Annotated in this window: 24 protein-coding genes and 1 pseudogene; 13 read left to right on the top strand and 12 right to left on the bottom strand. The window is 44.1% G+C overall.

What is annotated here, in order from left to right; translation table 11 throughout:
* Positions 1-68: 68 nt before the first annotated feature.
* From ACR8BL_RS14745 to ACR8BL_RS14715, 7 genes are all read right to left on the bottom strand, one after another.
* Positions 69-614 carry a chromate transporter gene (locus ACR8BL_RS14745; protein ID WP_434748369.1) on the bottom strand — a complete coding sequence of 182 codons (546 nt, stop codon included), beginning with the start codon at positions 612-614 and terminating at the stop codon, positions 69-71.
* A gap of 1 nt (position 615) precedes the next feature.
* Positions 616-1,203, bottom strand: coding sequence for a chromate transporter (locus ACR8BL_RS14740; protein WP_434748368.1), 588 nt, complete (start codon positions 1,201-1,203; stop codon positions 616-618).
* Between the two features lie 12 nt (positions 1,204-1,215).
* Complete coding sequence (locus ACR8BL_RS14735; RefSeq protein ID WP_434748367.1) at positions 1,216-1,710, bottom strand: Lrp/AsnC family transcriptional regulator; 495 nt, start codon at positions 1,708-1,710, stop codon at positions 1,216-1,218.
* Between the two features lie 215 nt (positions 1,711-1,925).
* Positions 1,926-3,041 (bottom strand): PAS domain-containing sensor histidine kinase, encoded by a 1,116-nt coding sequence (locus ACR8BL_RS14730; RefSeq protein WP_434748366.1) that lies wholly within the window; start codon positions 3,039-3,041, stop codon positions 1,926-1,928.
* The gene (locus ACR8BL_RS14725; RefSeq protein WP_434748365.1) at positions 3,034-3,684 is read right to left on the bottom strand and encodes a response regulator; all 651 of its coding nucleotides are present in this window, start codon (positions 3,682-3,684) and stop codon (positions 3,034-3,036) included. Before ACR8BL_RS14725 ends, ACR8BL_RS14730 begins: the two co-directional genes overlap by 8 nt.
* Before the next feature lie 185 nt (positions 3,685-3,869).
* A complete protein-coding gene (locus tag ACR8BL_RS14720) occupies positions 3,870-4,295 on the bottom strand; it encodes a GAF domain-containing protein (protein WP_434748364.1) in 426 nt (141 codons plus the stop codon).
* A gap of 386 nt (positions 4,296-4,681) precedes the next feature.
* Positions 4,682-5,515, bottom strand: a complete 834-nt coding sequence (locus ACR8BL_RS14715) for a hypothetical protein (protein WP_434748363.1) — start codon at positions 5,513-5,515, stop codon at positions 4,682-4,684.
* Between the two features lie 267 nt (positions 5,516-5,782).
* On the opposite strand from ACR8BL_RS14715, the gene ACR8BL_RS14710 reads away from it, so the two are divergent.
* Positions 5,783-6,562, top strand: coding sequence for a Crp/Fnr family transcriptional regulator (locus ACR8BL_RS14710; RefSeq protein WP_434748362.1), 780 nt, complete (start codon positions 5,783-5,785; stop codon positions 6,560-6,562).
* Between the two features lie 1,117 nt (positions 6,563-7,679).
* Here the strand turns inward: ACR8BL_RS14710 and ACR8BL_RS14705 are convergent.
* The 3 genes from ACR8BL_RS14705 to ACR8BL_RS14695 all read right to left on the bottom strand — a co-directional run bounded on the left by ACR8BL_RS14705 (position 7,680) and on the right by ACR8BL_RS14695 (position 8,964).
* A complete protein-coding gene (locus ACR8BL_RS14705; protein ID WP_434748361.1) occupies positions 7,680-8,207 on the bottom strand; it encodes a GNAT family N-acetyltransferase in 528 nt (175 codons plus the stop codon).
* Positions 8,208-8,356: 149 nt separating this feature from the next.
* Positions 8,357-8,512: a hypothetical protein gene (locus tag ACR8BL_RS14700; RefSeq protein WP_434748360.1), complete on the bottom strand. Its 156-nt coding sequence runs from the start codon at positions 8,510-8,512 to the stop codon at positions 8,357-8,359.
* 161 nt (positions 8,513-8,673) lie between these two features.
* The gene (locus ACR8BL_RS14695) at positions 8,674-8,964 is read right to left on the bottom strand and encodes a hypothetical protein (RefSeq protein ID WP_434748359.1); all 291 of its coding nucleotides are present in this window, start codon (positions 8,962-8,964) and stop codon (positions 8,674-8,676) included.
* A 204-nt stretch (positions 8,965-9,168) separates the two neighbouring features.
* On the opposite strand from ACR8BL_RS14695, the gene ACR8BL_RS14690 reads away from it, so the two are divergent.
* The 4 genes from ACR8BL_RS14690 to ACR8BL_RS14675 all read left to right on the top strand — a co-directional run bounded on the left by ACR8BL_RS14690 (position 9,169) and on the right by ACR8BL_RS14675 (position 13,651).
* Positions 9,169-10,734, top strand: coding sequence for a DUF6359 domain-containing protein (locus tag ACR8BL_RS14690; RefSeq protein ID WP_434748358.1), 1,566 nt, complete (start codon positions 9,169-9,171; stop codon positions 10,732-10,734).
* Between the two features lie 162 nt (positions 10,735-10,896).
* Positions 10,897-11,445: a hypothetical protein gene (locus ACR8BL_RS14685; RefSeq protein ID WP_434748357.1), complete on the top strand. Its 549-nt coding sequence runs from the start codon at positions 10,897-10,899 to the stop codon at positions 11,443-11,445.
* 137 nt (positions 11,446-11,582) lie between these two features.
* Entirely contained in the window at positions 11,583-12,218 is a 636-nt protein-coding gene (cdaS, locus tag ACR8BL_RS14680; protein WP_434748356.1) for a sporulation-specific diadenylate cyclase CdaS, read from the top strand.
* Positions 12,219-12,544: 326 nt separating this feature from the next.
* A complete protein-coding gene (locus ACR8BL_RS14675; RefSeq protein WP_434748355.1) occupies positions 12,545-13,651 on the top strand; it encodes a Glu/Leu/Phe/Val family dehydrogenase in 1,107 nt (368 codons plus the stop codon).
* 282 nt (positions 13,652-13,933) lie between these two features.
* Here the strand turns inward: ACR8BL_RS14675 and ACR8BL_RS14670 are convergent, their stop codons facing one another.
* Entirely contained in the window at positions 13,934-15,154 is a 1,221-nt protein-coding gene (locus ACR8BL_RS14670; protein ID WP_434748354.1) for an MFS transporter, read from the bottom strand.
* A gap of 355 nt (positions 15,155-15,509) precedes the next feature.
* Here ACR8BL_RS14670 and ACR8BL_RS14665 point away from each other — a divergent pair, with 355 nt between their 5' ends.
* Positions 15,510-16,091: a TetR/AcrR family transcriptional regulator gene (locus ACR8BL_RS14665; RefSeq protein ID WP_434748353.1), complete on the top strand. Its 582-nt coding sequence runs from the start codon at positions 15,510-15,512 to the stop codon at positions 16,089-16,091.
* 120 nt (positions 16,092-16,211) lie between these two features.
* On the opposite strand, the pseudogene ACR8BL_RS14660 reads toward ACR8BL_RS14665, so the two are convergent.
* Positions 16,212-17,336, bottom strand: a pseudogene (locus ACR8BL_RS14660) (LLM class flavin-dependent oxidoreductase).
* A gap of 293 nt (positions 17,337-17,629) precedes the next feature.
* Between ACR8BL_RS14660 and ACR8BL_RS14655 the strand changes: the two are divergent.
* The 7 genes from ACR8BL_RS14655 to ACR8BL_RS14625 all read left to right on the top strand — a co-directional run bounded on the left by ACR8BL_RS14655 (position 17,630) and on the right by ACR8BL_RS14625 (position 25,390).
* Entirely contained in the window at positions 17,630-19,015 is a 1,386-nt protein-coding gene (locus ACR8BL_RS14655) for a helix-turn-helix domain-containing protein (RefSeq protein ID WP_434748352.1), read from the top strand.
* Positions 19,016-19,327: 312 nt separating this feature from the next.
* Positions 19,328-20,704, top strand: coding sequence for a helix-turn-helix domain-containing protein (locus ACR8BL_RS14650; protein ID WP_434748351.1), 1,377 nt, complete (start codon positions 19,328-19,330; stop codon positions 20,702-20,704).
* Between the two features lie 29 nt (positions 20,705-20,733).
* Positions 20,734-22,089 carry a transcriptional regulator gene (locus ACR8BL_RS14645; protein ID WP_434748350.1) on the top strand — a complete coding sequence of 452 codons (1,356 nt, stop codon included), beginning with the start codon at positions 20,734-20,736 and terminating at the stop codon, positions 22,087-22,089.
* A 305-nt stretch (positions 22,090-22,394) separates the two neighbouring features.
* Complete coding sequence (locus ACR8BL_RS14640) at positions 22,395-22,571, top strand: Spo0E family sporulation regulatory protein-aspartic acid phosphatase (protein WP_434748349.1); 177 nt, start codon at positions 22,395-22,397, stop codon at positions 22,569-22,571.
* 411 nt (positions 22,572-22,982) lie between these two features.
* Positions 22,983-23,498 carry a hypothetical protein gene (locus ACR8BL_RS14635; protein ID WP_311281539.1) on the top strand — a complete coding sequence of 172 codons (516 nt, stop codon included), beginning with the start codon at positions 22,983-22,985 and terminating at the stop codon, positions 23,496-23,498.
* Positions 23,499-23,598: 100 nt separating this feature from the next.
* Positions 23,599-24,498, top strand: a complete 900-nt coding sequence (locus ACR8BL_RS14630; protein ID WP_434748348.1) for an ATP-binding cassette domain-containing protein — start codon at positions 23,599-23,601, stop codon at positions 24,496-24,498.
* Positions 24,499-24,631: 133 nt separating this feature from the next.
* The gene (locus tag ACR8BL_RS14625) at positions 24,632-25,390 is read left to right on the top strand and encodes an ABC transporter permease (protein WP_434748347.1); all 759 of its coding nucleotides are present in this window, start codon (positions 24,632-24,634) and stop codon (positions 25,388-25,390) included.
* The last annotated feature ends 480 nt before the right edge of the window (positions 25,391-25,870 follow it).

The raw sequence follows: 25,870 nt of genomic DNA, 5'->3' as shown, positions 1-25,870 counted from the left end.
CATAGATAGATCGCATATCGCTCTCACATTCAAGTATGCCATTACGTCTAATAAGCGATCCAATCTCGTCACATCGTATGTGACAGTACCAATGCACCATAGGCAAAAGCAATAAGGATAAGAATAGCTGGGTGCAGCTTGGTTTTGGTCATGACCCAGAGGGAGATCCCTGCAATAATCAGTGTTTGCCAAATCCCAATGGAGTTTGTGGATACTTGGCCGAATTCCCAAGTGAGCAGAATCATGAGCACGGCAATAACGGGCTGCACAAGCAGGGTCATGCCTTTGACTTTAGGCGAAGTCCGATGTTTGTTCAATAAACGAATTAACAAAATGAGTGCGGTTGCCGACGGTACAATAGTAGCAAAGCTGGCGATTAACGCACCAAACCAGCCTGCGACGTGATATCCGACAAATGCAGCAATTTTTGTGGCAATTGGCCCTGGGAGTGCATTGCCGATCGCCAGGACGTCACCGAACTGTTCGGTTGTCATCCAGTGGTAGTGATTCACAATCTCTTCCTGCATTAATGGAATGGAAGCGGGGCCGCCGCCATATCCGAGGATATTCGCTACGAAAAATCCCCAAAATAATTCCCACCACGTCTGAAGCATCCTATGATACCTCCTTGTCGGAGTTACCTTTGGAACGGAACCGTTGAACCAGACCAAAATGGAAGAAGCCATAGGCAAGGAACACCGTTATCACTAGTCCGGGGTGGATATTTAGCAGCTGTAACGCTGCAAAAGCAATTACACCGAATAACATGGCAAACCACTTACCCAGCCCTTTCCAGGCCTTCATTGCAAATTCATAGGCCATCATGCCAAGCATTACAAAAATGACAGGCCGCACGGCAGCTACCATGCCTGCAACTATTTTGGATTCACGCAGGGCGTACATCGAACCGAGTAGAGCAATAATTGCAATGCTTGTCGGCAGAATATGAGCGAGTACGGACACAATAGCGCCCAGCACACCTTTCGTTTTATACCCGAGATAAGCAGCCATCTTGGTTGCGATGGGCCCCGGCAGAGCGTTGGCAATCGCCAGAATCTCGCCGAATTCATCATCACTGACCCACTTGTAACGGGTGACAGCCTCATAACGGATTAGCGGAATAACCGAAGGGCCGCCGCCATATCCCAAAATTCCGGTTCGTACCATACCGATTACGAGACCGTTGTAATCTTTCCAACTCATGCTGATATCCTCCTAGAGTCTCATGCCCATGCGGCTTTTATAACGTTTCAAGAGCAATTGTGATTCCACCTTGACGATGCCTGGCATCTTGTAAAGCTTCTCCAGCAGAAACTGCTCCATCTCTTCCATATCTGCGAAAATACCGTGCATATGCAGGGTACTTGGGCCGGTCATATGATAAAGGCTGGTCACGGCTAGCTCTTCGTCCAGCATCTCCGCAACTTCGTCCAGAAAGCGCGGCTCGACATCGACATTAAAAAAGGCAGAGACCTGTAGCCCAACCTTGCCGGGGTTAATGACAACGGTAAAACGTTCGATGATTCCTTTTTCCGATAATGCATTGATGCGAGCCTGGACGGCTACGCGTGATAATCCGATCTGTGTTCCGAGGTCTGTATAAGAAATTCGGCTGTTCTCATGCAAGGCAGCGATTATTTTGCGATCCATCTCGTCCAGATTGTACATTTGTGGAATCTCTCCGCCTTTGGAGGAACGTTTCTGTGACATGTTTGAACCATCCTTTACGTTTTCCTGTATGCAGTATCATTGCAGCATTCATAGTTTAATGACGAAACGTAACCACAGTCAACTGATTTTATTGAAATTGTTGAAAATATATGATGGGATGCCTTCATTTTGTCGGAATGATCAAAGAAAAGACTGCTCGCTATCTGCGGGCAGTCGGCAATTCATCTTATGGCACAAGTTATGTCATGAATCTGTTAGAGATTCACTGTCTTAGGTAACAGCAGCGTAACGGTTGTTCCTTCGCCGGGTTCTGATGATACACGTAACGTACCCCCTGCACCGCGTGCGCGTTCCTCCATGCTGAACAACCCAACACCATTCCCCGCAGTACCTTCATTAAATCCAGTACCGTGGTCTTCGATAACCACGAGCGTGAGCTCTTCCGTATCTTCTACGGTTACTCGTGCCTCGGCAACGTCAGCGTATTTGGCCACATTGGTTAAGGCTTCCTGGATAATTCGATAGATGGCGATTTCCCGGTTCATCTCCAGCCGTTTGCGCAAATTGCACTCCAGAGTAACTTCAATGCCGTAATGACGGTTATAGTTTTCGATATAGGTTCGAATCGCAGGAACGACGCCCAGATCATCCAACACAGAAGGACGTAGTTCCCAAGCCATGCCCCGTACATCCTCCATAATACCGGTAACTTGTTTCCGTAGTTCCTCCACACCGGGGTTCGCTTGATCTGCGAGCAGACGATCCATCTGAATCACAAGAGAGAACAGGCTTTGTCCAATCCCGTCATGGAGTTCACGAGAGATGCGGCGACGTTCTTCTTCCTGAATGTTCATCACTTGTGACATCATCTGCTGTAGCTCACCTTCAACTCGTTTCAGCTTGGTGACCTCACTGCGCACAGCCAAATACTGATAAGGCTCTCCGTCATTATCCAAAAACGGAACGATGGTGGTGTTCACCCAGTAATGACTGCCATCTTTCGCACGATTCCGTATCTCGCCATTCCATACTTTGCCTGAAGAAATCGTGTCCCATAACGTTTTCATAAAGGCTTTGCCATGATACCCTGAATTGATAATCCGGTGATCCTGATCAATCAGCTCTTCGCGACTATACTGTGAAATCTCGCAAAATTTATCGTTCACATATTGGATCTTGCCCAAGCGATTCGTCAGCGCTACGATGGAGGATTCATCAAGGGCAAACTTCAGATCGCTGAGTTGATGCAGTGAACCCTTCAGTTTGCTTCGGAACTCGTTGTCGGAGATGTGCTGGTCAATCTCGCTGAGTAATAGTTGAACCGGTTGATCGGCCAATCCGCTGAGTCTGTTTTTGCGTGGCTTACTCAAAGTTCAACAGCCCCTTTTTCATCGCAAACTTCACTAGTTCCGGTCGGGTACGCAGTCCAAGCTTCTCCATCAGATTGCTTTTGTGGGACTCCACGGTTTTGACACTGATGACCAGATGTTCGGCGATTTCCTTATTGGCATATCCCTTGGCAATCCAGGACAATATCTCTTTCTCCCGTTCCGAAAGGGTGTCATACGGCCCGGCATTTTCTTGTTTGGCTTTGTCCAGATACTCGCTCATTAATCGTTTGGTTGCACTTGGATAGAGGTAGGCACTCCCGTCTGCTACAGAACGAATAGCGGCTAGCAATTCCTCATGTGGTGCACTCTTAAGGATGTACCCTGAAGCTCCTGCATGGATTGCACGGAACAGGTATTCCTCATCATCATGCATCGTTAGAATTAAAATGGTGATATCCGGCATTAACTTTTTCAACTCCGCTGTAGCGGTCAGTCCATCCTTACCCGGTGGCATGCTGAAATCCATCAGAACCACATCCGGTTTCAGCTCCTGTGCTTTGGCAATAGCCTCGTCGCCGTCCGCTGCATCTCCAACAATATGTATATCGTTCTTTCCTTCAAGCAAGGCAATGAGCCCCGAGCGCACAACCACATGGTCGTCCACAACTAATAGTCGAATCACTTTCATTTCCCCCTGTCCGGTTCCTTCATCTATCTCTATCATACCAAAAAAAGAGACTTCTCAGAGTGTAATATCCGAAAAGTCTCCTAATCCTTGTACAGATCATAGAAGGTATATAGATGATAAAAGGGAGATGGAGCATGGCTTACCACGAGATGCAGGCATGTTCCGCGCTCTGATCCTGCTCATGCATATTGTTCCAATTGTCTGGCTGTTTGTTCGGTTTGCATCACCATCTCGGGGGAAAACGTGCGCGAGGTTCTGCTCCCCACAAGCAATACACCGCTTGGCAGACTGCCTTCGCTGAACATCGGTACAGCTATAGCACATACAAGTCGTTCAGCGAGCATAAGCGGGCAGCGATCCGGGGTGTATTCTCCACGGGACTGCGCATCCAGCATGACCGTGCGTCCGGTTCTGAGCGCTGTGCTTACCAGATCTTGTCCAGGGCGCATAGCCATCCGTTTCACACGTTCATTGGTTGCCCCGGAGGTATATTTCCAGCGCATCATCGATCCAGACACACAGGCCATTCCGCAAAAATCGCCGGCGGTGCTCTGACACAGGCCGCTCATCATCTCCTGAACGGCAGATGAGATTTCATCATGCATGAGGGACACTTCCTTTTTCTCGAATCATATAGACGATTAACTCGTCTCTCATCATGTTTCCTTCATTATCATGGTCATTCTTCGTTGTCACAACATATGGGTAACCTTGAACTCAAGGCTTGCTGGATGGAAAAAGAGATTATAATCAGGTTATTACGATGTTAGTTCTATTGTAGACTGTTTCGAGGGCCTTGTAATTCAGGGAAAACCCCTATTTCACTTCTGGAAAATGCTGAACGTGGGTGCTGGATCACTCGGGGAACGCAATATACGAAAGAAACAGCCGGCAACATTAGCCGACTGTCTTGTTTGAATGTGTGTTTTGAATGAGTTTATATTTAGGATGACTCTCCTGCAGATCAGAGATTGTACACGTTTCTACTTTTCTACATTGTAAATGTGCTCAGTAACGCCGGCCATACAGCGATATTCTCACGGCAAGCGGGACATGTGGTTTTACCTGCCAGATAAGGGAGGTGTGCGGCCAGTTTCTGCTCTCCAATCCTTGCTGCCCGTTCTGCTAAAGTTTGTGTTTCCTCATCTGTTAATGAAGGAAAGGGAAGGATAGCCTGAGCCTGCTGATCAGGTTGAAAAACAGGATCTTGTTCATAGGCACGAAGGGGAACGTTATGGTGTTCATCAGGCCATATATAGACTTCACTTTTACAGTCTGGGCACTCGGCTACATACTCATCCCCTTCTGTAAATGTCATCAGCATATTCGCAACGATATAGGATTCGCGGAATGCGGCATCGGCAATGAGGATGTATCGTTTCTCCATATCATCTGAGGTTGCCTCCGCAGCATCAGTCAGTACTTGCTCCGTCAGAGATCTGACCTGATCAATAGCTTTTACATAATCATTGTACATCTGTGTACAGAATGAACTGCCTACGGCATCAGCCAATTCAACCCAGGATGGTGGATAGGGCGTCTGATGCTGCTCCTCGCGGCTTGCTTCTATCACACCGCAGTTGATAAACAGTTCCTTGCGCACTGCTGCATCGGATGTGATACATGCGAGACGTGCCAGAAATGGCATGACGGCGTACGTAGCCGTATAGATTGTATTTTGATGAAAGAGATATTCCTGAAACAGTTCGTCAAAAACCTCTTGGCTGAATTGCTGCTGTAATTGTTGTAATAAGCGGGGGACATTTTCTGCTGACCCATAGGGGCCTGATAGTTTGGTCCAAAGATCACTATCCAGTGATAACATATGTATTCCTCCTGTTCTGGAGATGCATAAGATTGTAGAGACACAAGATTGAAGACTCATGAGTGTTTAACTGTATGCTAGCACTAACGTAAAAGATTGACAATTCAAGTTCGGATCACTCGCAAACGAGGCCTTTATTGGGGATATGTGACTTTTCTCACAGCAAATTGGGGGAGTTTCCCGCCAAAGATCAGGTAATCCCCCGATAACCTTTCTGACCCTTTCACGATATGATGTAATCATAAGGAATCACCGAGGGGGACGAAAATGATGGGTACAGTATTTGTGGAAAGAATCACCCAAAAAGTAGAGCAGACACAGACGGAGGTGGGCAAAATGACACAGAGAACAGGTGGAATTTTGTCGTTTGTCACACCGGATCAATGGAGTCTGATTGAAGAGAAAATGCAGCCTAAAAAGGTGAAGGCGGGATACAGTCTCTTTTTGGAAGGTGATGAAGCCGGTTATCTGTACTACATTCGTTCGGGACGTGTAAAATTGACCAAATCGACCGAGGACGGCAAAGAGATTATTTTATCGATTCAGCAAAGTGGAGATCTAATCGGTGAGTTTGGTGGTATTGGTGGATTGAATCACAGTTACAGTGCAGAGATGGCGGAAAAAGGGGAACTGTCTATCATTTCGCTGACAGATCTCGAAAGTGTAATCAGCAAAAACGGAGAACTTGCGCTGAAATTTCTGCAATGGATGGCACTTGCACAGCGGATTACCCAGTCGAGATTCCGCGACCTGTTGTTATATGGCAAGGCAGGTGCACTTGCTTCGACACTGATTCGTGCCAGCAACACGTATGGCAAGATTGTTCCAGATGGTATCGTGCTGGAGATGAAGTTGAATCATACTGAACTCGCTGAGATGATCGGCGCGACTCGGGAGAGTGTTACCCGTATGCTTGGAGCGTGGAAAGAACAAGGTACACTGGACATGATGGACGGCAAATTAATGATCCGGGACATGGCCGCGCTCCGCTGCATGTGTGGATGTCCTTCGTTCCCAAGTTGCCCGAAAGAGTTGTGCCGTCTGTAGGAGATTTTGCAGCAGACTATAAATAGCAGAATCAAGCATTAATACGAGCTGTAAAGCATTAATGTGAGCGTTAATGCATGAATATCGATTAGTGTGGCATATCACTTACACCATACACGGGATGTCGTGTCATCTCCACTGGCGATTGGGGTCGTAAACGGGAGATGGCGAAGTGGTGAGTAAAGTGGGCAAGGGAGAGGTAGAGTAGTAAAGAGCTAGAGTAGTAAAGAGCTAGAGAGATAAATACAGACTGCACATGAGGGAATTGGGGAGAACCGAGAGAAACTTGGGAGTAAAGCAAGAGAAATCTGGAGTATCGAGGGGAGCCCGTAGAGTAATAGAGCGCGCGGAAAATCATGGAGTGGAGCAAGTAATGAGTCACGTAAACGGTGTACGGAGTAGATAGAACGAGACGGGTAATTAGAGAGAGCGTACGGTGGGGAGAAATACGATCGGAATGGTTGAAAAGGACGAAGCAGCGCGGGCTATTTCGTCTTTTTGCTGTGAACCAACCAACCAACCAACCACTTTATTCGTCTGGTCACGGCTAACGATCTCAGATGACCCTATTTTATGTATTTTAGCCCATTAGAAAATCTAACGATCAGGAGAGACGCTATTTCTCAAAATTTACTGGAAAATGAAGCTTTATCGCGGTTTTTTGGTGAAATAGCGTCGCTGGAGATCGTTAGAATTTTAAACAGCCGAAAAATGACCAAATAAGGCTTCTGGAGATCGTTAGAATTTTGGCTGCTGCTTGCGTACCTTGCTGACCCACTAACATGTCAATCCAACATACTGAAACAAGCACAACGTAGTATACAACAGCACATCATCCCCACGCACCTGATCGCCCGCAGTAGATTACAGCACATCATCCCCACGCACCTGATCGCCCGCAGTAGATTACAGCACATCATCCCCACGCACCTGATCGCCCGCAGTAGATTACAGCACATCATCCCCACGCACCCGATCGCCCGCAGTAGATTACAGCACCTCATCCCTATACATCTGATCGCATCGCACTATATCACATTGAACATCGTAGCATCTTAGGCCACTCTCGCAAGGTGTGTAGTCCCACCGACAAGCAGTATCCCGCTTCCGCTACAAGTTACTCTAACTCCCAATCCAACATGGAGTAGAGTACCGAGTCATGATAAGCCCCTTTATAGAACCAGTGCTCCCGCAGCAGACCTTCACGCTGCATCCCGATCCGCTGCATGACACGCTCAGACGCAGGGTTTTCTGGCCGGCATTTGGCATAGATCCGATGAATGCCAAGCTCCCTGAATCCAAAATGAAGCAGTGCGCGGCAGGCTTCAGTCACATATCCATGTCCCTGATAGGCAGGATGCAGGATATAGCCGATCTCAGCATTAGTCTGATCCACAAGGTGGAGCCCTGCGCCGCCGATGAGAAGGTCTTCTTTTTTCAATACAATCGCAAGTTCATATCCTTCTCTCGGCTCAGCCAGCTGCATACCAATCACATCCTGTACATAAGCCCGGGTATCTTGTTCTGTGTTCGGTCCCCATGCAGCATGTTCCGTGATCTCGGGCATCGAAGTATACGTATGGATGTGCGGCCAGTCACTTTCAACAATCTCACGAATAAGTAATCTTGCGGTTTCAAGCTGCATGTTTGTACACTCCTTGCTCCATTTCAGGTTATTGCATCCTATTGTACCGCACCGTATACACGCAAAAAAGCCCACGACCGAATTCAAAAGTATGAATTCCTCGCAGGCAGTTATCGTCCAACTGTAAATTATATGTTATTTCAGTAGTGTTATTGTGGCTGTTTGCATGTCGTTGCAGGATAGGTGTAGGCCAGCTTGCGGATGATTTCCTTTTGCCATCTCATGTCACCCAGGTTAATCGCCAGGTTCAGAAGATCCAAATAATCGTCAAGCTGCAGGACAGCCTTTTGCAGAGTTGTGTTCATTCGATGTTCATTCCCCTTTATCTATAAAGTCGTAAGCTTAATTGTTGTGGTCAGGTGGTCAGATCGGACATAAAACAAGTCCAAGAATGATAATCATTATCATATATAATCACATTATGCATGGAACGTGGGTAAAATGCAATCCCTAACCGCGCTATAACTCAACTTTTTTCAGTAAAAAGGCTCTTCCAGAGCACATATGGGATATAAACGCCCAAGTAGGCAGCCGGGATCAGGAACCAACCGTTCAACAAAAAGTGATGTATTTCCGTGGTGAATGTTGTCATATGAGCATTGGTGGCATACACATCGCTGGCGATGACCGTTGCGGCACTATAGAAGCACAGGATGGCAAGCACATGGAATAGCCGAGTCGCCCATCTGAAGCGAAGAGTTATAAAGGTCATTGCAAGAGGGACAATGATGAGTAGTAACAAAAAGACAATTTTCATATGAGATTCTCCTTCAGAATTAGAGATATTCCAAACCTGACAACTGTACTTGTAATCGACTTGTAGTAATGGTCAGTATCACCGACCGAAAGCAACTTCAAACTTTTTTCAAAAATTTTACATAAACCTAGAGGAATTCATCATGTGAAGCTTTAAATTAGAAAGGAACAAACATCTAACGATATGGAGGAGGAGAAAGGGTATATGAAAAAGGCGTTAAGGCAGCACTGGATCGGGGCATTCCTGGTCTTTATAATGATGGCAGCAACGTTACTCGCACCGGGGGTTCAGGCTTCGGTTCAGGCAGCAGCACCACTTACCGTATCACAAGCCATTGCTGCTCAGAGCAGTGGAGGCACGGCAACTGTTGAAGGGTATGTTGTGGGACATGCGACCGGGTCACTGACGGCCAAGTTCACCTCCCCGTATGCCAATGATTTTAATGTGCTGATTGCAGATTCGGCATCCGAGCGCTCGAACGCCAAACTGCTGGATGTTCAGGTATCTTCTTCCTTTCGTACGCAATACGGACTGGCTTCGAACCCTAGTCTGGTAGGAAAAAAAATTATCGTAACGGGAACACTTGGCGCGTATAACAGCTATGCCGGTGTCAAAAATCCAACGTCAATCACCCTCTCTACAGGTACCACGAATCCTGACCCAGAGCCAAATCCGGGCACACCTCTTCCGGGCGGCAATGGCAAAAAAGTACTGTTTGATAACACTCATGCCCAGACCGCAGGCGCGGCTGACTGGATTATCGATGGAGCATTTTCCGACTTTGCGAATGGTTTGCGAAACGCAGGCTTTACCGTGGATCAGCTGGAACGCAGCATCCCGTATACATTTGGTGAGCAAGCGTACACCTATAACAAATTGAAAGACTATGACGTGTTTGTCATTGGCGAAGCCAACGTGCCATTCAAGGCTACGGAGCAGGCGGCGCTCCTGCAATACGTGCAAAATGGCGGAAGTGTCTTCTTCATCTCCGATCACTATAATGCAGACCGCAACAAAAACCGCTGGGATTCCTCCGAAGTATTCAACGGCTACCGCCGTGGTGCTTTCCTGAATCCAGCCAAAGGTATGTCCTCCGCCGAAGCGGAATCCCCGGCGATGCAGGGTGTGATCAGCTCGGACTGGCTCGGAAGCAACTTCGGTGTTCGTTTCCGCTATAACGCGCTGGGTGATGTGAATGCAACGGATATCGTAGCACCATCACAAGCTTTTGGGATTACGACAGGTGTACAAGCTGTAGCGATGCACGCCGGATCAACGATTGCAATTATGGACCCGAACAAAGCCAAAGGGTTGGTTTATGTTCCAGCAGGCGTGTCCAAATGGAATAACGCCGTAGATCAAGGCGTATACAATGCCGGTGGACGAGCAGAAGGGGCGTACGCTGCGATTGCCAAAGTGGGCGCAGGGAAGGCAGCGTTCATTGGTGATTCTTCTCCAGTTGAAGATGCAACGCCGAAATATTTACGTGAAGAAAATGGAGCCACCAAAAAGACGTATGACGGTTTCAAAGAAGTAGACGACGCCACTTTCCTCGTGAATACGGTAAAATGGCTGGCGGTCAAAGAGAGTTATACCAGCCTGTATCAAGTGCCAGGTCTGACACTCGATACAGCAACAAACCTGTTGCCAATGGAGACACCAGCAAACTCAACCGAGCCAACGGTTGAGCCATGGGCTGCCCCGACTGCAGGATATAAATGGTATGATCCAACAACATTTAAAGCCGGTTCGTACGGCAAGGCTCAATAAGAATTTATCAGAGTCGGAAGTGGTTTTAGACAATTTGCCCAAAGAAGCTGGGGTAAGTCACCCGGCTTCTTTGGGCATTTTACATAACATTTACAAATATCTAACGTTGTTTGTTTATATAAGCGATCTAACCGCACATAAACGGCAAAGGAGAGATTAAAGATGAAAAAGGAATTAAGGATGTTGTTGTTTCTGTCAGGCATTATTGTAATTTTAGTTGCTTGCGGAAATGAAGCCAGGAATAATACAAATCTAAATGAGGCTGTGGATGAGCAAGCAATAGAGCAGCACCAGAAAGAAGACAAAGAAGAAAATAAAATAGACAAAGAACCAAACCGTCCTGATTCCCCGGCTCTTGCTGACTTTGAAAGAGGAGTGTTTATTGATTTTGATAAAGAAAGAAACCCTCTGCTAAATGACCAGATCAAGAAAGTTTTAAAGAAGTATCTCGTTGCACAGGCTCGTTCAGATGAAAAAACATTCCGCAGTACGTTCAAAGATTCCAAAACGGCTGCTGCCTATATGTGGAGCTATGATGGAGATTATAAGTTCACAGATATAAATCATATCTCGAAAGATGAAACGAAAAACCAGATACTCGTTACGGTCGAAGGCGAAATGATAAGAGAGAACAAGATAGAGCATGCGGCGGTAACCGTATATTTCGTAGTGGATCAAGCGGGGAGATGGAGCATTATAGCCGTTGATTAAGTCTGTATAAATTTTTCCTCTTAAGGGGAAGGTATGGGTACTAATCATGGAGTTGGAGCCTGAGAGCAGATGATTCAGAAAGCAGTCAAGTTTGGAAACAGACGAGTACGAATTCAAGAAGAGGGAGGCGGCACAAGATGAATCAGCATATAGGACAAGCGGACTGCGACAGTTCTCTGATGCGGCAAAAGTTAAAGGCTGACCTGCATCGCGTAGCCGAGCGAATGAATCTGACATTATCGCGTTTTGACCATGACAGTGTCTGCTTGCTGGGACAGTTTGCGGAGATTCGTGCCGAGATCAAACACATTGAAGTGCTGGCTTCTTCTTTTTATCTCGACTGTTATTTGTCCCCGTTTACCGAGAAGTTTGCAGAACTGACGTCCAGCGTGCAGCATCTATCCGACCGCAGGTATGGAGCGCTGATTGTCATTGAACGGGAGGTTCCGCTGGAGCCGATGATTCATTCTGGTGTAGCGGTGGACGCCAAAGTAACCCATGCGTTGCTCGAATCACTCTTCATACCGGGTGCGCCCCTGCATGATGGAGCGGTTCTCATTCGTGGCAACCAGATTGTATCTGCTGGCAATGTGCTGCCTTTATCCCAAGCTGAAGCGCATGAGCGAAAATTGGGTACACGCCACCGGGCTGCGCTCGGATTAAGCGAGCTGACCGATGCGGTAGTACTGGTTGTCTCGGAAGAGACAGGACAGGCTTCTTTTGCGGTGGACGGGGCTTTGCATCCGATTAATGTGGTCGAAACGCTTTCCTAGAATAGTGGGTAGTGCGAGGTGAGTATGAACGCATGGGCACATGAGTAAACTGACCTGACTATGCATCGATATCAAGTTGTTGGAGGGGCTAGCCAGTCACGAGGTGACAGGCGGAGCCTCTTTTTGCTATGGTGAGTTTCCTTCATTCTCCGGAGCCATCCGATCTGGCTTAACAGGCTTGGATTCGAGCGATGATATGGCTCAAAAGCGAACATCGTGATGTCCCTTTTGCACAAACTGGGTGGATATGGGTACAATAGAGTGTGGAGCGTTCATAGGAAGTCTGCGGTTTATCGCAAAAATGGTTTAGAGGAGACGGTTAGCACATGAGTTGGTTTGAAGCAATGAAGCAGCATGATTATGAGGAATTGGTTCTGTGCCAGGATCGAAATTCAGGCTTGAAGGCCATTATCGCCATACACGATACAACACTTGGGCCTGCGCTTGGCGGTATACGGATGTGGACATACGCTTCAGAGGAAGCAGCCATTGAAGATGCACTGCGTCTCGCTCGGGGCATGACATATAAAAATGCAGTATCCGGCCTCAATCTGGGCGGGGGCAAAACGGTAATTATCGGAGATCCGCGCCGTGACAAAAATGAAGCGATGTTCCGCGCTTTTGGCCGCTACATTCAGGGCTTAAACGGCCGTTACATCACTGCCGAGGATGTGGGAACGACAGAAGAAGACATGAATCTGATCTATCAGGAGACCGATTATGTCACAGGCATCTCAGCTAGCTATGGCTCATCTGGCAACCCTTCCCCGGCAACCGCTTGGGGGGTATACCGTGGCATCAAGGCCGCTGCGAAGGAAGCATTTGGCACCGATCTGCTGGAAGGTAAAACCATTGCCGTCCAAGGCGTGGGCAACGTAGCGATGCATCTGTGCAAGTATCTGTACGAGGAAGGTGCGCATCTAATCGTAACCGATATCCACAAGGATTCCGTGAAGCTGGCGGTGGAACGTTTTGGCGCCAAGGCGGTTGATCCAGCGGACATTACCAGTGTCGAATGTGATATCTATGCGCCATGTGCACTCGGTGGCACGATTAATGATGATACACTCAAGACGCTAAAAGCCAAAGCTATCGCCGGTTGTGCGAACAATCAGCTACTAGAGCCACGGCATGGGGATGAGCTGTATCAGCGAGGCATCGTGTACGCACCGGATTATGTTATTAATGCAGGCGGTGTGATCAACATTGCCGATGAGCTGAACGGATATCATAAGGAGCGGGCTTGGGCGAAGATCGGGGAGATTTACACCACGCTGGAGAAAATTTTCGGAAGCTCCCGCACCGAAGGCATCGCTACCTATGTGGCGGCAGACCGTCTTGCCGAGCAGCGGATCGAGATGATGAAGAACACGCGCAGCAGCTTTTTGCAGAACGGTCACCATGCATTAAGTGCACGCAGATTGCGTAAATAAATAATTTTTGTCATTCAGGCATCCGTACAACAGGATTGATGTCAGGCGCAATGCAAATTGAAATGGTAAGCGGATTGTAAAAGGTATTGTAAGCTAAAGCAAGGGCAGAAGCTATCCTAGGGATGGCCTCTGCCCTTGCTTTGTATAGGTGGATTTTTTTAGAGGAATGCTCTGTCTATGGTGGTGGAGATGTAGATGAGATAGAGGATGAGCAACGGCATGGAAAGGTATAGGTTCTGGTAAAAATACAGACACAGACACAGACACAGACACAGACAGAGGTTATGTGCTGCTGACAGCTGTAATCTTTTTCTCCGTGAAGTAATACAGCAGCGCGAGCAGTGGCATGATTAGACCGATCAGTGTCGTAAGACTCCAGCCGCCATGGGCATAAGACCAGCTTCCGAGTGAAGAACCGATGGCACCACCGATGAAAAAGATTGACATAAACAAGCCGTTCACCCGTCCTCTCGCCTCGTTCCCGAGGGAGTAGATGATGCGCTGACCCAGCACCAGATTACCGGAAACAGCCATATCCAGCGTAATGGCGACCACGACTAGCAGGATCAAGGCTGGTGTGGAATGACTCTGGAATAGATAGGCCAGACCAAAGGAGACTGCGGCAATGACCATAGCGGCTCCGGTGAGCACTCGGGTAAAACCGCGGTCTGCCCATCTTCCGGCGATTGGAGCAGCAATCGCACCGCCGACCCCTGCCAGAGCAAACCAGGCGATGCCTTGCTGGGACAGGCCAAAGTCGTTTGCAAGTCGGAGAGGCACCGTTGTCCAGAATAGACTAAACGCTCCGAACAAGCTAGCCTGATAGAACGCACGACGCCGCAACATAGGTAGCGTGCGAAGCAGGGTTCCGAGGGAAATAATCAGTTGCCCGTAGGTTAGATTGGGATCAGGCCGACGGGCTGGAAGTGCCCGTGACAGTAGCAGCATGAGCAACGCGATCACTACGGCCGAGAATGCAAAGACCGCCTGCCAGCCGAACACACTGGTAATAAAGCTGGCGACAGGGCGTGCGAGCATTATGCCGAGCAGCAGACCACTCATGACATTGCCGACGACCTGCCCGCGCTGCTCTTCCGAAGTCAGATAAGTCGCATACGGCACCAGAATCTGCGCAACGACAGAACCAATGCCGATGAGCAGTGAAGCCGTCAGAAAGAGGAAAGCACTGGTGGAGAAGGTGGCGGTGATCAGCGCTACCACAAGTAAAATGAGAAACAGAACCATTAAACGGCGATTTTCAATAATGTCACTGAGCGGCACGATGAACAGCAGACCAATGACATATCCAATCTGTGTCAGTGTTACGATTAATCCGGCTGCGGCAGACGAGAGACCTGTAGTGCTGCTGATTGGCCCAAGAACGGTCTGAGCATAATACAGGTTAGCTACGATCAGACCGCAGGATGCAGCGAGCAGAAAAATAATCCAGGCAGGGACGGTAGTCTGAGTCTGGTTAGTACTTTGTTTCTGTTGGGTATCCATAAGATCAACCTCCAATAATAGTTTATGATGGTCATTTAATTGCCATTTTCACTGAGAATGATGTGCAAATTAATTAATATACGTTACGTTTACTAATTACACCTAAATAATATACGATACGTTTAGTATTGTAAATAGGCAGTTACAGAACAAAGTAATTTTACATAAAGATGACGGAAGTATAATGACATTGCTTGTAGCTTAAAAATGTATATTGACGCTGCATTTTAGTATAATGAACGTATCGTATTTTTTATTGGGAATAACAGCGAGTGAAAGGTTATTCTGTCATTGAAGTGGTTGTGTAAATACTTTAGTTCAGCCTATATAGATGATTACAATGGAGGGGTCAGCAATGACTGCAAAAAGAGGACGTCCCCGCAACATGGAAACCCAGAATGCCATTCTTGCCGCGGCGTATGAACTGTTGCTGGAGGATGGGTTCGCAGCGGTGACGATTGAGAAAATTGCCGAACGTGCACAGGTCAGCAAAGCCACCATCTACAAATGGTGGCCGAGTAAAGGTGCTGTTATGTTGGACGGGTATATGTCTGCGTTAACGGCCAGATTACCTGTGCCGGATACAGGGTCTGTCTATGAGGATGTGCGTGCTCATGCAGGGAACCTGGTTCAATTTTTGACAAGTGCCGAAGGGAAAGTCATTACACAGATTATCGGAGAAGGGCAGTCTGATCCCGTTCTAGCGGAAGAATACCGCAGCAGATATATTCAGCCTCGCCGGCGTGAAGCATGGGGCATTCTGGAGAAAGGCGTGGAACGTGGCGAGTTGAAGCAGGGACTGGACATTGGGCTGTATATCGACATGATCTATGGGCCTATGTTCTACCGGATGCTGGTCACGGGTGAGCCGATGGATGATACGTTTGTGGAATTGTTGCTAAGTACCGTATTTAAAGGCATCGGGTCTGAGGCATAGCAAGAAGTGATAGCTAACATGGGATAAATGAAGGTAGAGAAGAAGAGGAAAAGGAAGAGGGCAAAGCGGAGAAAGACCGAATTACCCGGGGATACGGTTACTGCGTGGCCAAACGAAGTCTTACACCTGGAAGATCGGGGAGATGGCAGTGGGCCATGTGTCCGTCGCTTTGGGGATGAAGGAATTTTCGTGCTCGTTTAAAACGGGGGGATCATTCCACACTGAACTTGGCAGTTCACGTCGTAATACAGGAGCCACTTCTGTAGCAAAACGTTCCACTTGCTCCAGCTGCTCGCTATGCGTGAGTCCGTCAACGCTTATACTGAGCACCTGGTGCCCGTAAGCGGCATGATAATCCAGAATCTTGGCGATCACCTGCTCCGGACTGCCGATCAGAACCGGGCCTCGGGCGATGTTATCCTCCAGATCCGTAAAAGGAGACTGGTTATGCTGTGCCGCAGCGGTAGCGTGAAATGCTTCGTAATATGGCTTGTAACGGCGAATGGCTTCTTCGCCTGTGCTCGCAAGATAGAGGCTGCCAGCACCAGAACCAATTACAGCTTGTTGTGCATCATGACCATAATAAGTGAGGCGCTCGCGGTAATGGTCGATCAAAGCTTTGTATTTGGCCTGAGGGTGAAAAGAATTCGAGGTGAACAGCGGCTCACCGTATTTGGCAGCCAGTTCTGTAGATAACGTGCTCGACGCACTTCCATGCCAGATCGGAATGGTCTTCTGAAGGGGTCTCGGCCACGTGGTCACCCCATCAAGTGCAGGACGATATGTGCCTTCCCAGGTGACATTCTCTTCCGACCACAGCCGCTTCAGCAGATGATAGCGTTCATCCAGAGAGTCCCACTGCTGCTCTTCACGAATGCCAAACAGCGGATAATGACGCGGGTCATTGCCTTTGCCGATAATCAGCTCCAGACGTCCACCCGATAACTGATCCAGCGTAGCGTAATCCTAGGCAACCCGAACCGGATCAAGGATGCTGAGAACCGTAACCGTGGTCAGCAACCGAACCCGTGAGGTGGCCGCAGCAATCGCGGTTAACACAACGGGTGGCGATGATGACAGAAAGGGTGCACCGTGTCGCTCACCGATGCCGTAGGCGTCGAATCCCAGTCGCTCAGCGAGCTGAGCTTGTTGCAGGATGTTATGGAATTTCTGCTGAGTCGTCAAAACTTCCCCTGTGACGGCATTGGGTAGATTCATCATGAGGCTAAACAAGGCAAATTTCATTGAATGTACTCCCTTGCTTGTATAAAAGTGTCTGTCCGTGTTGTATAATCCTATGGAAATAGTAGGATATTGAAGTTGGAATAACTGTATCACGTTCCCGTCCATTCTTCTAATGGATTTTTTCTATAAGCAATTCGGGGCGAAGGCAAGCTGGAGATATAGAAGTTTTGGGGTTTGCATAAAAATGTAAATTTATTGCCACGATTGTTATTGACCACTGTAAAATTTAGGATTAAAATTGGTCTAATCATATAAATTCAAATTTTTGGATTTTAATTGTGGAGGTGGGATACATGGAACCTGCAACTACGATACGCTCAACGATTGAGGATTACATCAGGAAACAGGGATATACCCTTCAATATTTTGCAGATATATCGGGAGTGAACGCTGGAACGCTTAGCGCCATTATTAAGGGAACACGCCCCATCGCCATGGCGCAGCTTGATCTGATTACCCAGGGCATGAATCTGGAGGAAGGCTACTTCTACGAGACGTACGGTGCGGAGTGCTTCGTAGAGTCGGCTCCACACTGGCGAAGGCTTGAGCCTTTCCTGCAACGCTGTGCAGAATTGGACAAGCTGGACTGCATCCAGCGGGTGATTCAACAAGTGACGGACGATCGCTCCTATATCTCGGAACTGTTCGAGATGGCCGAAGGTATGCTGGAGCGCGGTCAGCAGCAAGCTGCCCGGATGTTGTACGAATGTGTAGCGGAGTGTGAGAAATACCAGCATTCCGAGCGCTTGGCCCTCTGCCAGTATCGCATCTTCACCCTCTCGCTAGGCCAGAATCAGCATGATAACCTCCGGGCCGCCGTGCACTTCGAGCCTTATATTAATAGGCTGGATGAGGAGAGACAGTTGGATGCGATTAAGGATTTGGCGAATACGTATGCGTCTCTTCGATACTGGGATAAGTCATTTTCGCTTGCTGATGATCTGGGACGGAAAGCTGAAATTATCCAATCGTATACTAAGAAAAAAATAAGCAAAGAGAATAGGGTCACAGCCTACCCGTTATTTGTATATCAGGCGTATTCAAACTTGCTTAAGGCTAATGCATGCGAGAGAATGGGGAAATACGAAGATGCACTTAGATACACTAAACAGTATGAAAATATAGTTAATATAATAGATCCAGATGACGAAGAACTTTTGTATATTAATAAGTTTAAAGGTTGGGGAGAAGTAAACACATATCTATATTACTTATTTATGGGCGACAATAGTATGCTGTCAACATACGTTCAATATATAGAAAATAACCAATCAGAGTTACTGCCAGCATTGGTTAATATTATGGAGGCGGCTAACAAAAATAACATGAATGTGGATGATATCCTTCATAAATTTGAACCTCAAATTAGTTCTGAGGAAAGCCTTATTCATGGTTATAGCAGGCAGATTAAACAAAATTTATTTACTAGCCTCTTGCTAGAAGTATCCATTTACTACCTTACTCGGGGCAGATATGAGATAGGTTTGAAGAGACTTATGGAGTGTTTCTCATATGCAGTAAGAACTAATAATCAGATGGATACCATTCATTGCATGACACTATTTGAGGAATACAGGAATTTGGCCAGTAAAGAAATTCATAATAAATATAAACTTTTAGTAGCGGAGGTGCGCAGTTATTATGAAAAAGCAGAAAATACTTTATATGATCTTGCTTAGCATGCTTGTTGTTAATGTTGTACAAATAAGCGCTTCTTATGACACCACTGTTATTTATTCATTGTTGTCCTCACATGGGTTAGGAGATTTATAATTCTATCTTTCTTGTATTATTACGTATGTATTAACCATATAATAGATTGCTATGTTTAAACGATATTGATATTTTGCATTACATAAGAGGTTTATTTCTGTATGCGGAAGTAAGCCTATTTGTGTTTTCATAGATTGACCAATGTAAAATACAGGATTAAAATAACATTTATTATATTTAATTGAATTATAAGTGATTTGGATGACGGAGGTGAGATCGTGGAATCGGTACCTACGATAAAAATACATATTGAGAAATACATGAGAGAGAACGATCTCAAGTTGCAGCATTTCTCCGATATTACAGGAATTAACGTTGGGACATTAAGTGCTATTCTTAAAGGCAGCAGGCCGATGTCTATGAACCAGTTGAATCAGATCACTTCTGTAATGGGATTAGAAAAAGGTTATTTTTATGAAAGTTACGGGGTAGAGTCCTTTATTGAATCTGCGCCCCACTGGAGACGATTGGAACCATATCTATACGAGTGTGCTGAACTAGGTAAATTGGATTGTATACAACAAGTTATCACTCATGTAACGGACGATCGATCTTATATAGAAGAGTTATTTGAAGTAGCTGAAGGCTTTTTTGCTAGAGGATTAAATGAAGCAGCTCTTATTTTATATGAGTGTGTGGCAGACAGTGAGAAATATCAACACTCGGAGCGGTTGGCCCTTTGCCAGTACCGTATTTTCCTGCTTCATAAAACATTGAATAAACTCATTAACCTGAATGCAGCAGTAAAGTTTGAATCCTATATTGATAAATTGAATGAGGAAATGCAATTGGATGCGCTTAAAGATTTAGCTAACCTATATAGCACAATGAATCTATGGGATAAGGTTTTTGAGTTGGCTGAGGAGTCGATTCGAAGAACTGACTTACAAATTCATCTTCAATCCTTGAGACGGAAAAGGAAACCAAGAATTGCTTTTTATCCTCTTTTCACTTATAAAGCTTATGCCATTCTGCACAAGGCACATGTATCTGGAGAACGTAGGCAATATATAGAAGCTTTAGAGTACACAGATATCTATGAGGAAATAGTGAACAAAGTTAACGATCCAACTGGAGAAGAACAAGAACTAATAGAACTGTTCAAGGGTTGGGCGGAGGGGAATCGATATTTATACAAGATACTATCAGGTGATTTTGAGGTCTTGAATGATTATCTGGATTACCTAGATGCTAATCATGAGGAAATTTCAACAGCATTCGTATATATTATACAAGCTGCCAATCAGTACTCTTACAATATTGACTATACACTGAATAGATTCAAAAATCAGATAAACGAGATTAGAACAAAGAAATATGTAAAAGTAAAAAGAGCATATAACGAACAGGCATCAAATTTTAGATATATACGCCTATTCTACGAACTAGCAAAATACAGATTAAATCAAAACCAGATTGATCAAGGGATTGATGATCTAATCACTAGTCTTCAACGGTGCGTCTCAAGTAATGATGACATGATGTGTATCAAATGCATTGACTTATACGGAAAATATAGAGATCAGGCCAGTAAAACCCAGGAAAAGCAGTATACAAAACTAATAGATAAGTTAAGTGTACCAACTTTTCAATAGTAAAACATCTGGGGAGGACGATGAAGACAATGTCCAATATACGTTCCTATATTGAAGATTACTTGAAGAATGAGGGATATAAACTACAGCAGTTTTCAGAAATGGCTGACATTAATGTTGGTACATTAAGTGCGATTATCAAAGGAAGCAGACTTATGTCAATGAATCAACTAGACCAAATCACATCAGCAATCGGTTTGGAACAGGGATACTTTTATGAAATATATGGTTTGGAATGTTTTATTGAATCTGCGCCCCATTGGAGGCGATTAGAACCGTTTATATATCGTTGTGCTGAACTTGGCAAGCTAGATATTATACAGCAAGTGATTACTCATGTGACAGATGATCAATCCTATATTGATGAGTTATTTAATGTGGCAGAGAGTCTCTTTAATAAAAGCATGAATGAAGCGGCACTCATTTTATATAAATGTGTGGCCGGCAGTGAGAAGTATCAACACTCGGAGCGGTTGGCCCTTTGTCAATACCGCATTTTCTTGCTTCATAAAACACTGAGTAAATATGATAATCTTAATGCAGCAGTAAAGTTCGAACCGTATATTGATAAATTAAATGAGGAAGTTCAATTGGATGCAATTAAAGACTTGGCTAACGTGTATATGACGATACATTTGTGGGATAAGGTTGATGCATGGGCACGGGAACTGGAACGGAAAGCTGAATTTCAATTAGAAATGCAATCCCGTAGGCGAAAAAATAAAAGAAGGCTAACAGCTTATCCTCTTTTTACATATGTAGCCTATGCACACTTATTAATAGCAAGCGTTTATGATGCCCGTAGGGAATATGAAAATGTCCTAAAGTATACAGAAAAATACTTGGAATTAGTGGAACTTGGGAATCCTACACAAGAGGATCAACAAATAATAGACTTGTTCCGAGTATGGGGAGAAGGGAATCAATATGCCTCCCAATTAATGCTTGGTCAAGAAAATGTAATCGATTCTTATTTGGATTATATCGAAAACAACCCGTCAGAAATATTAGCTGGATTCGTTAATATTTTGCAAGCGGCTAATCAGTATTCTTTTAACATTGAATTTGCTTTAGATAGATTTAAAGACCAGATCAAATTGTTTAATACAGACATGCACTTTAAAGGTGGTTATAACGATCAAATGTTAAACCATGGGTATCAAGATTTTTACTATGAATTGGGATATTATCAAATAAAACAACGTAATTACTTACTTGGGATTGATGCCTTACTCATGTGTTTAGATCTCTCTTCTTCAAGTAAAGATGACCTGATGTGTATTAAATGTTTAGATTTGTACGGGGAGTATAGAAGTGAAGCCAATGACACACAGATCATAAAGTACAAAAATGTAGTAGGAAAATTAAGTTTGCCGACTTTTTGATACACTAAAATGCGTTGTTTATACGGAACTTACAGACAGCAAGCTAGTTTGTCACAACAAGAGACTTACTCACAATTATTGAAGACAATAAATATTAAATAAAACAAACAGCCTATCTGCCTTTGAGGTAGGCTGTTTTGTGTTTTGAAAAGGATTAGGTCTAGCACAATGCCTTTTCTAAAGATTTGTTTTTACAATATTATGCAAAACATAATATGTTCTAAAAAGCACTTGTAGTCATGAGCGAAACTAATAGCTTACTCGTATTGAATGTTTTTCTAGAATGTCCTAGAGAGGTACATGCCATGAGAGAACTAAGTATCTTGAAAGACCAAATCGAGCAAGGTCGGCAAGAGTTGAGTCGCTTGGTAGATCAATATGGAATTCCGAATGTGAAAGTGCTTGAGCAGTCTATGGCGTTGGATGAGCTAATTAATGAATATAATCGATTTACTTTAGGAATGAACATAAATATTAAATAGTAAAATACATTAGACATACCTGATTTTAAGACGATTCCGAAAGATGTTAAATCATGGGTAAAGGAAGAACTAAAGTTTCCTGCAGAGAACATATAATAAGAAACCGGAACCTAACATGTGAGATATTGTTTGAAGTCATTGAATGGTAAGTATTAATTCCCAAAAAGTATTGCTTACTCTAATTTTATTTATGGGGTTTTATTCATAAGAAGATTTTTTTAGTATTTTTTGCAAAATATTTTAAGATTCTTATGGGGGTCATTTATATTGTACTTCGGTTTTATAAAAAGATTGACGTTCTTTATTCTTTTTCTGGAAACGGAGGTGAACGATATATAGATGCGTAATTTTTGAAGTGTTGCTGGTTGATCTTTAACGTTTTTCAGTCCAAAAAAAAAGGAGAATTCCAAGATGAAAAAAAATTCATTCTTAAAAATGTTGTCTGTCGCTGTTATGAGTACAGGATTAGCATTTGGTAGTGTTGCTCCAACATTCGCAGCGGAGAACGTGGAAATTCCGGATACTTCAATTATTGGTTCTGAATCATATGTAGCCCCAGTGCCGGGGGCAAATAACGATGGATTCTCAACATTTGCAACAGTTTCAACTCATTCTTGGCTGAAAAGCTATAAAAATTTGTATGGAATTACAGTTGCAACGCAAGAAGCGTTTGCTCAATGGACTTGGGATGACGGTAAAATAACAAACTTCGGTAATTTGTGGCAAAATAATTCTACTGCTCCGCTGTACGGTTTCAAAGACGAAGAGAACAAATGGAATTATAAATATACTTCATCGGGTCAAACGAACCAAGGCGTATTGTTTGAGAGCGGAATTCCTACACCATGGGGTCACGCAGGAGGATCAGAATTTACAAGTCGTATTCTAATTAATGTTTCTTCGTCTGGTAGCTCAACTGCTCAATAAGTTAGAAAACATATGAAAAACACAAATACTTGGATGGGTATATAATGACCTTATCCAAGTATTTGTTGGTATAAAGGATGAGAGTCGGAAGGAGCTAAATATGAACAGAATTCTGAAAGTAGATAACTTGAAGATCAAATTTAAAAATGATCTGATACTAAATAATATTTCACTTTCACTCAATGCTGGTGATGTTTATGCATTAGTAGGAATCAATGGTTCTGGAAAAACTACATTGTTATCTAGTTTAGCTGGACTGCTCTCACCAACCTCAGGAAATATCTTTATTGAAGAGAAATTAAGTCAATTTAACCAAACGAGTATGTCATTCCAACCTACGTCTTTCTACTCCCATTTAACGGGTAACGATAATGTACGATTATTATCCCCTGATCCCCAAAGAGCGTTGAAAATATTGAAAAAACTAGATCTGACTACACCACAAATAATGAAAAAGAAAGTGAAGACGCTGTCTTTCGGTCAGAAACAACGACTAGGAATAGCTATTGCACTTTCGAAGAATGCGAAAGTTTATCTTTTGGATGAACCAACAAATGGACTCGATCATTACTCCTATAAAAGGTTGGTTGAGGTAATTCAAGATATGTCCAATCAAGGATGTTGTTTTGTTATAGCGAGTCATGAGTGGGATGTAATAGAACATTGCTGTAATAGACTTGGTATGATGATTAATGGACGAATTGAAAAAGAATTGGATATATCTGAATATAATAATGGTTTGCAACCAAAATCAATTCAAATAAAAGTAAATGCAGAGTTTAGCACGAATGAACTTTTGAAACTTGATGGAGTATTGAATGCAAACAGGTTAGATCGTTTTTCTTGGAAAATTACGCTTGATAAAAATTGTACATTTGAGTCTTTTCAAGATTCATTACGCCAAAAAAATGTTTCGATTAACGAATGGATCTCTTTGAACCATGTACAAGAATGGGAATCTATTTACAATCAGCTTGTAGAGGGGGGAAAACATGATTAAATCGTATACGAATGAATGCATTAAGCTTATTAAACACCCGTTCAGTATATGGTCAACTGTGATCTTCCTGGTATTTGTTATATACACATATATAAGTGTCGGATCAAATTTTCAAAACTCATTCCAAGCATTTATGGATAATAGCGGATATTCTCTAGAACAAACATATCAATTTATCAGTGGTTCAGATCCTTCCAGCAGTTCTTTATCCGCGATGTTATTTATCTTAAGTCCCAAAATGGCAATTTCCTATTCGCTGGCTTCTGTAAATGCCCTAGGACCGATCGTAATCTCTATTATTGGTGCGCTGATATTTGGAATAGAATACCGCAGCTTTACGCTCAGACAATTATGGGTTCAAGGCTTGACACGTCTAGAAGTGCTGCTTACAAAAGTTATGGCTATATTTACATTTATACTTTTGTTTATGTTGCTGACAATGCTTGTAGGAATTATGTTTAGCTATGTCACTCCTGCTGTTTTTAATCTTCCGATGGATTTGGTAAACACGAAAATAATAACGATTAAAGATTATTCTCTACAAATTTTAGGTTCTATTATAAGTCTATTATTGTGGGGGATGTTTGCAGGGTGCATCACTGTTTTGAGCAAAAGTTTAATGGCGGGGATCATCGTTGGTTTTATCTACCCAACCATTGAATCATCAGTGTTCCATAGCTGGTCTATAGGACAGTATTTACCTTTATTTATTCAAAAATCAATGCTTCCTATTTTATTTAAAGATACTGCTTATGGAGGAATTGTATCTTTCTACGATATGCCTAACATTTATTCTGTAACTAAAAGCATGCTGTTTACCTTAGCGTATACAATGTTATTCCTTTTAGTAACATGGATTGCTTTAAAGAAACAAAGGACTCTCATGCCATAGAAGAATTTTAGATGGCCACATTCTTAAATTCACCCAAAGGCAATTTCGATGGACAATGTGGTACGATCCGACATACAAAATACTATGTACAAGAATCTTTTTAAGTCCAGCCGGCTAAATTGATCTGTCTAAATCCCTTCATATGTAGCGGCATACAAGAGGGATTTTAAATTGAATCTATTGTAAAATAAGGGCGTTGAAAGTGTTTGTGTTTTGGTGATTTTTACTGTAACCAGGAAGAGGGGGAAGGAGAGGATTAAGATACCTTTTTTAAACACACTTCATGATTTGGGAGTCCTTTTTTTACTTGTTGGTTCCCTTTTTTATTTTCTACACTTAAGAAGAATTAAAAGACAAAGGCCATTAACAGGTGTGGAACAATCAATGTATATCATCACCCAAGCTGGTTATTTACTTTGGGCTGGAAGTAAGTTGATTATGTTAATCTCAAATTAAGCCTATATTATGGATAGGTATCAT

The sequence above is a fragment of the Paenibacillus amylolyticus genome (assembly GCF_051136285.1).
GTDB lineage: Bacteria > Bacillota > Bacilli > Paenibacillales > Paenibacillaceae > Paenibacillus > Paenibacillus amylolyticus_F.
Note: the sequence above shows the minus strand (reverse complement) of the source record. Positions and strands in the feature narration are given on the sequence as shown.

What these genes read in the sequence shown, in the direction of transcription:
- ACR8BL_RS14745 (WP_434748369.1), bottom strand. Translation starts at nt 614, where the DNA reads ATGCTTCAGACGTGGTGGGAATTATTTTGGGGATTTTTCGTAGCGAAT.
- ACR8BL_RS14740 (WP_434748368.1), bottom strand. Translation starts at nt 1,203, where the DNA reads ATGAGTTGGAAAGATTACAACGGTCTCGTAATCGGTATGGTACGAACC.
- ACR8BL_RS14735 (WP_434748367.1), bottom strand. Translation starts at nt 1,710, where the DNA reads ATGTCACAGAAACGTTCCTCCAAAGGCGGAGAGATTCCACAAATGTAC.
- ACR8BL_RS14720 (WP_434748364.1), bottom strand. Translation starts at nt 4,295, where the DNA reads ATGCATGATGAAATCTCATCTGCCGTTCAGGAGATGATGAGCGGCCTG.
- ACR8BL_RS14715 (WP_434748363.1), bottom strand. Translation starts at nt 5,515, where the DNA reads ATGTTATCACTGGATAGTGATCTTTGGACCAAACTATCAGGCCCCTAT.
- ACR8BL_RS14710 (WP_434748362.1), top strand. Translation starts at nt 5,783, where the DNA reads ATGATGGGTACAGTATTTGTGGAAAGAATCACCCAAAAAGTAGAGCAG.
- ACR8BL_RS14705 (WP_434748361.1), bottom strand. Translation starts at nt 8,207, where the DNA reads ATGCAGCTTGAAACCGCAAGATTACTTATTCGTGAGATTGTTGAAAGT.
- ACR8BL_RS14700 (WP_434748360.1), bottom strand. Translation starts at nt 8,512, where the DNA reads ATGAACACAACTCTGCAAAAGGCTGTCCTGCAGCTTGACGATTATTTG.
- ACR8BL_RS14695 (WP_434748359.1), bottom strand. Translation starts at nt 8,964, where the DNA reads ATGAAAATTGTCTTTTTGTTACTACTCATCATTGTCCCTCTTGCAATG.
- ACR8BL_RS14690 (WP_434748358.1), top strand. Translation starts at nt 9,169, where the DNA reads ATGAAAAAGGCGTTAAGGCAGCACTGGATCGGGGCATTCCTGGTCTTT.
- ACR8BL_RS14685 (WP_434748357.1), top strand. Translation starts at nt 10,897, where the DNA reads ATGAAAAAGGAATTAAGGATGTTGTTGTTTCTGTCAGGCATTATTGTA.
- cdaS (WP_434748356.1), top strand. Translation starts at nt 11,583, where the DNA reads ATGAATCAGCATATAGGACAAGCGGACTGCGACAGTTCTCTGATGCGG.
- ACR8BL_RS14675 (WP_434748355.1), top strand. Translation starts at nt 12,545, where the DNA reads ATGAGTTGGTTTGAAGCAATGAAGCAGCATGATTATGAGGAATTGGTT.
- ACR8BL_RS14670 (WP_434748354.1), bottom strand. Translation starts at nt 15,154, where the DNA reads ATGGATACCCAACAGAAACAAAGTACTAACCAGACTCAGACTACCGTC.
- ACR8BL_RS14665 (WP_434748353.1), top strand. Translation starts at nt 15,510, where the DNA reads ATGACTGCAAAAAGAGGACGTCCCCGCAACATGGAAACCCAGAATGCC.
- ACR8BL_RS14655 (WP_434748352.1), top strand. Translation starts at nt 17,630, where the DNA reads ATGGAACCTGCAACTACGATACGCTCAACGATTGAGGATTACATCAGG.
- ACR8BL_RS14645 (WP_434748350.1), top strand. Translation starts at nt 20,734, where the DNA reads ATGTCCAATATACGTTCCTATATTGAAGATTACTTGAAGAATGAGGGA.
- ACR8BL_RS14640 (WP_434748349.1), top strand. Translation starts at nt 22,395, where the DNA reads ATGAGAGAACTAAGTATCTTGAAAGACCAAATCGAGCAAGGTCGGCAA.
- ACR8BL_RS14635 (WP_311281539.1), top strand. Translation starts at nt 22,983, where the DNA reads ATGAAAAAAAATTCATTCTTAAAAATGTTGTCTGTCGCTGTTATGAGT.
- ACR8BL_RS14630 (WP_434748348.1), top strand. Translation starts at nt 23,599, where the DNA reads ATGAACAGAATTCTGAAAGTAGATAACTTGAAGATCAAATTTAAAAAT.
- ACR8BL_RS14625 (WP_434748347.1), top strand. Translation starts at nt 24,632, where the DNA reads ATGGATAATAGCGGATATTCTCTAGAACAAACATATCAATTTATCAGT.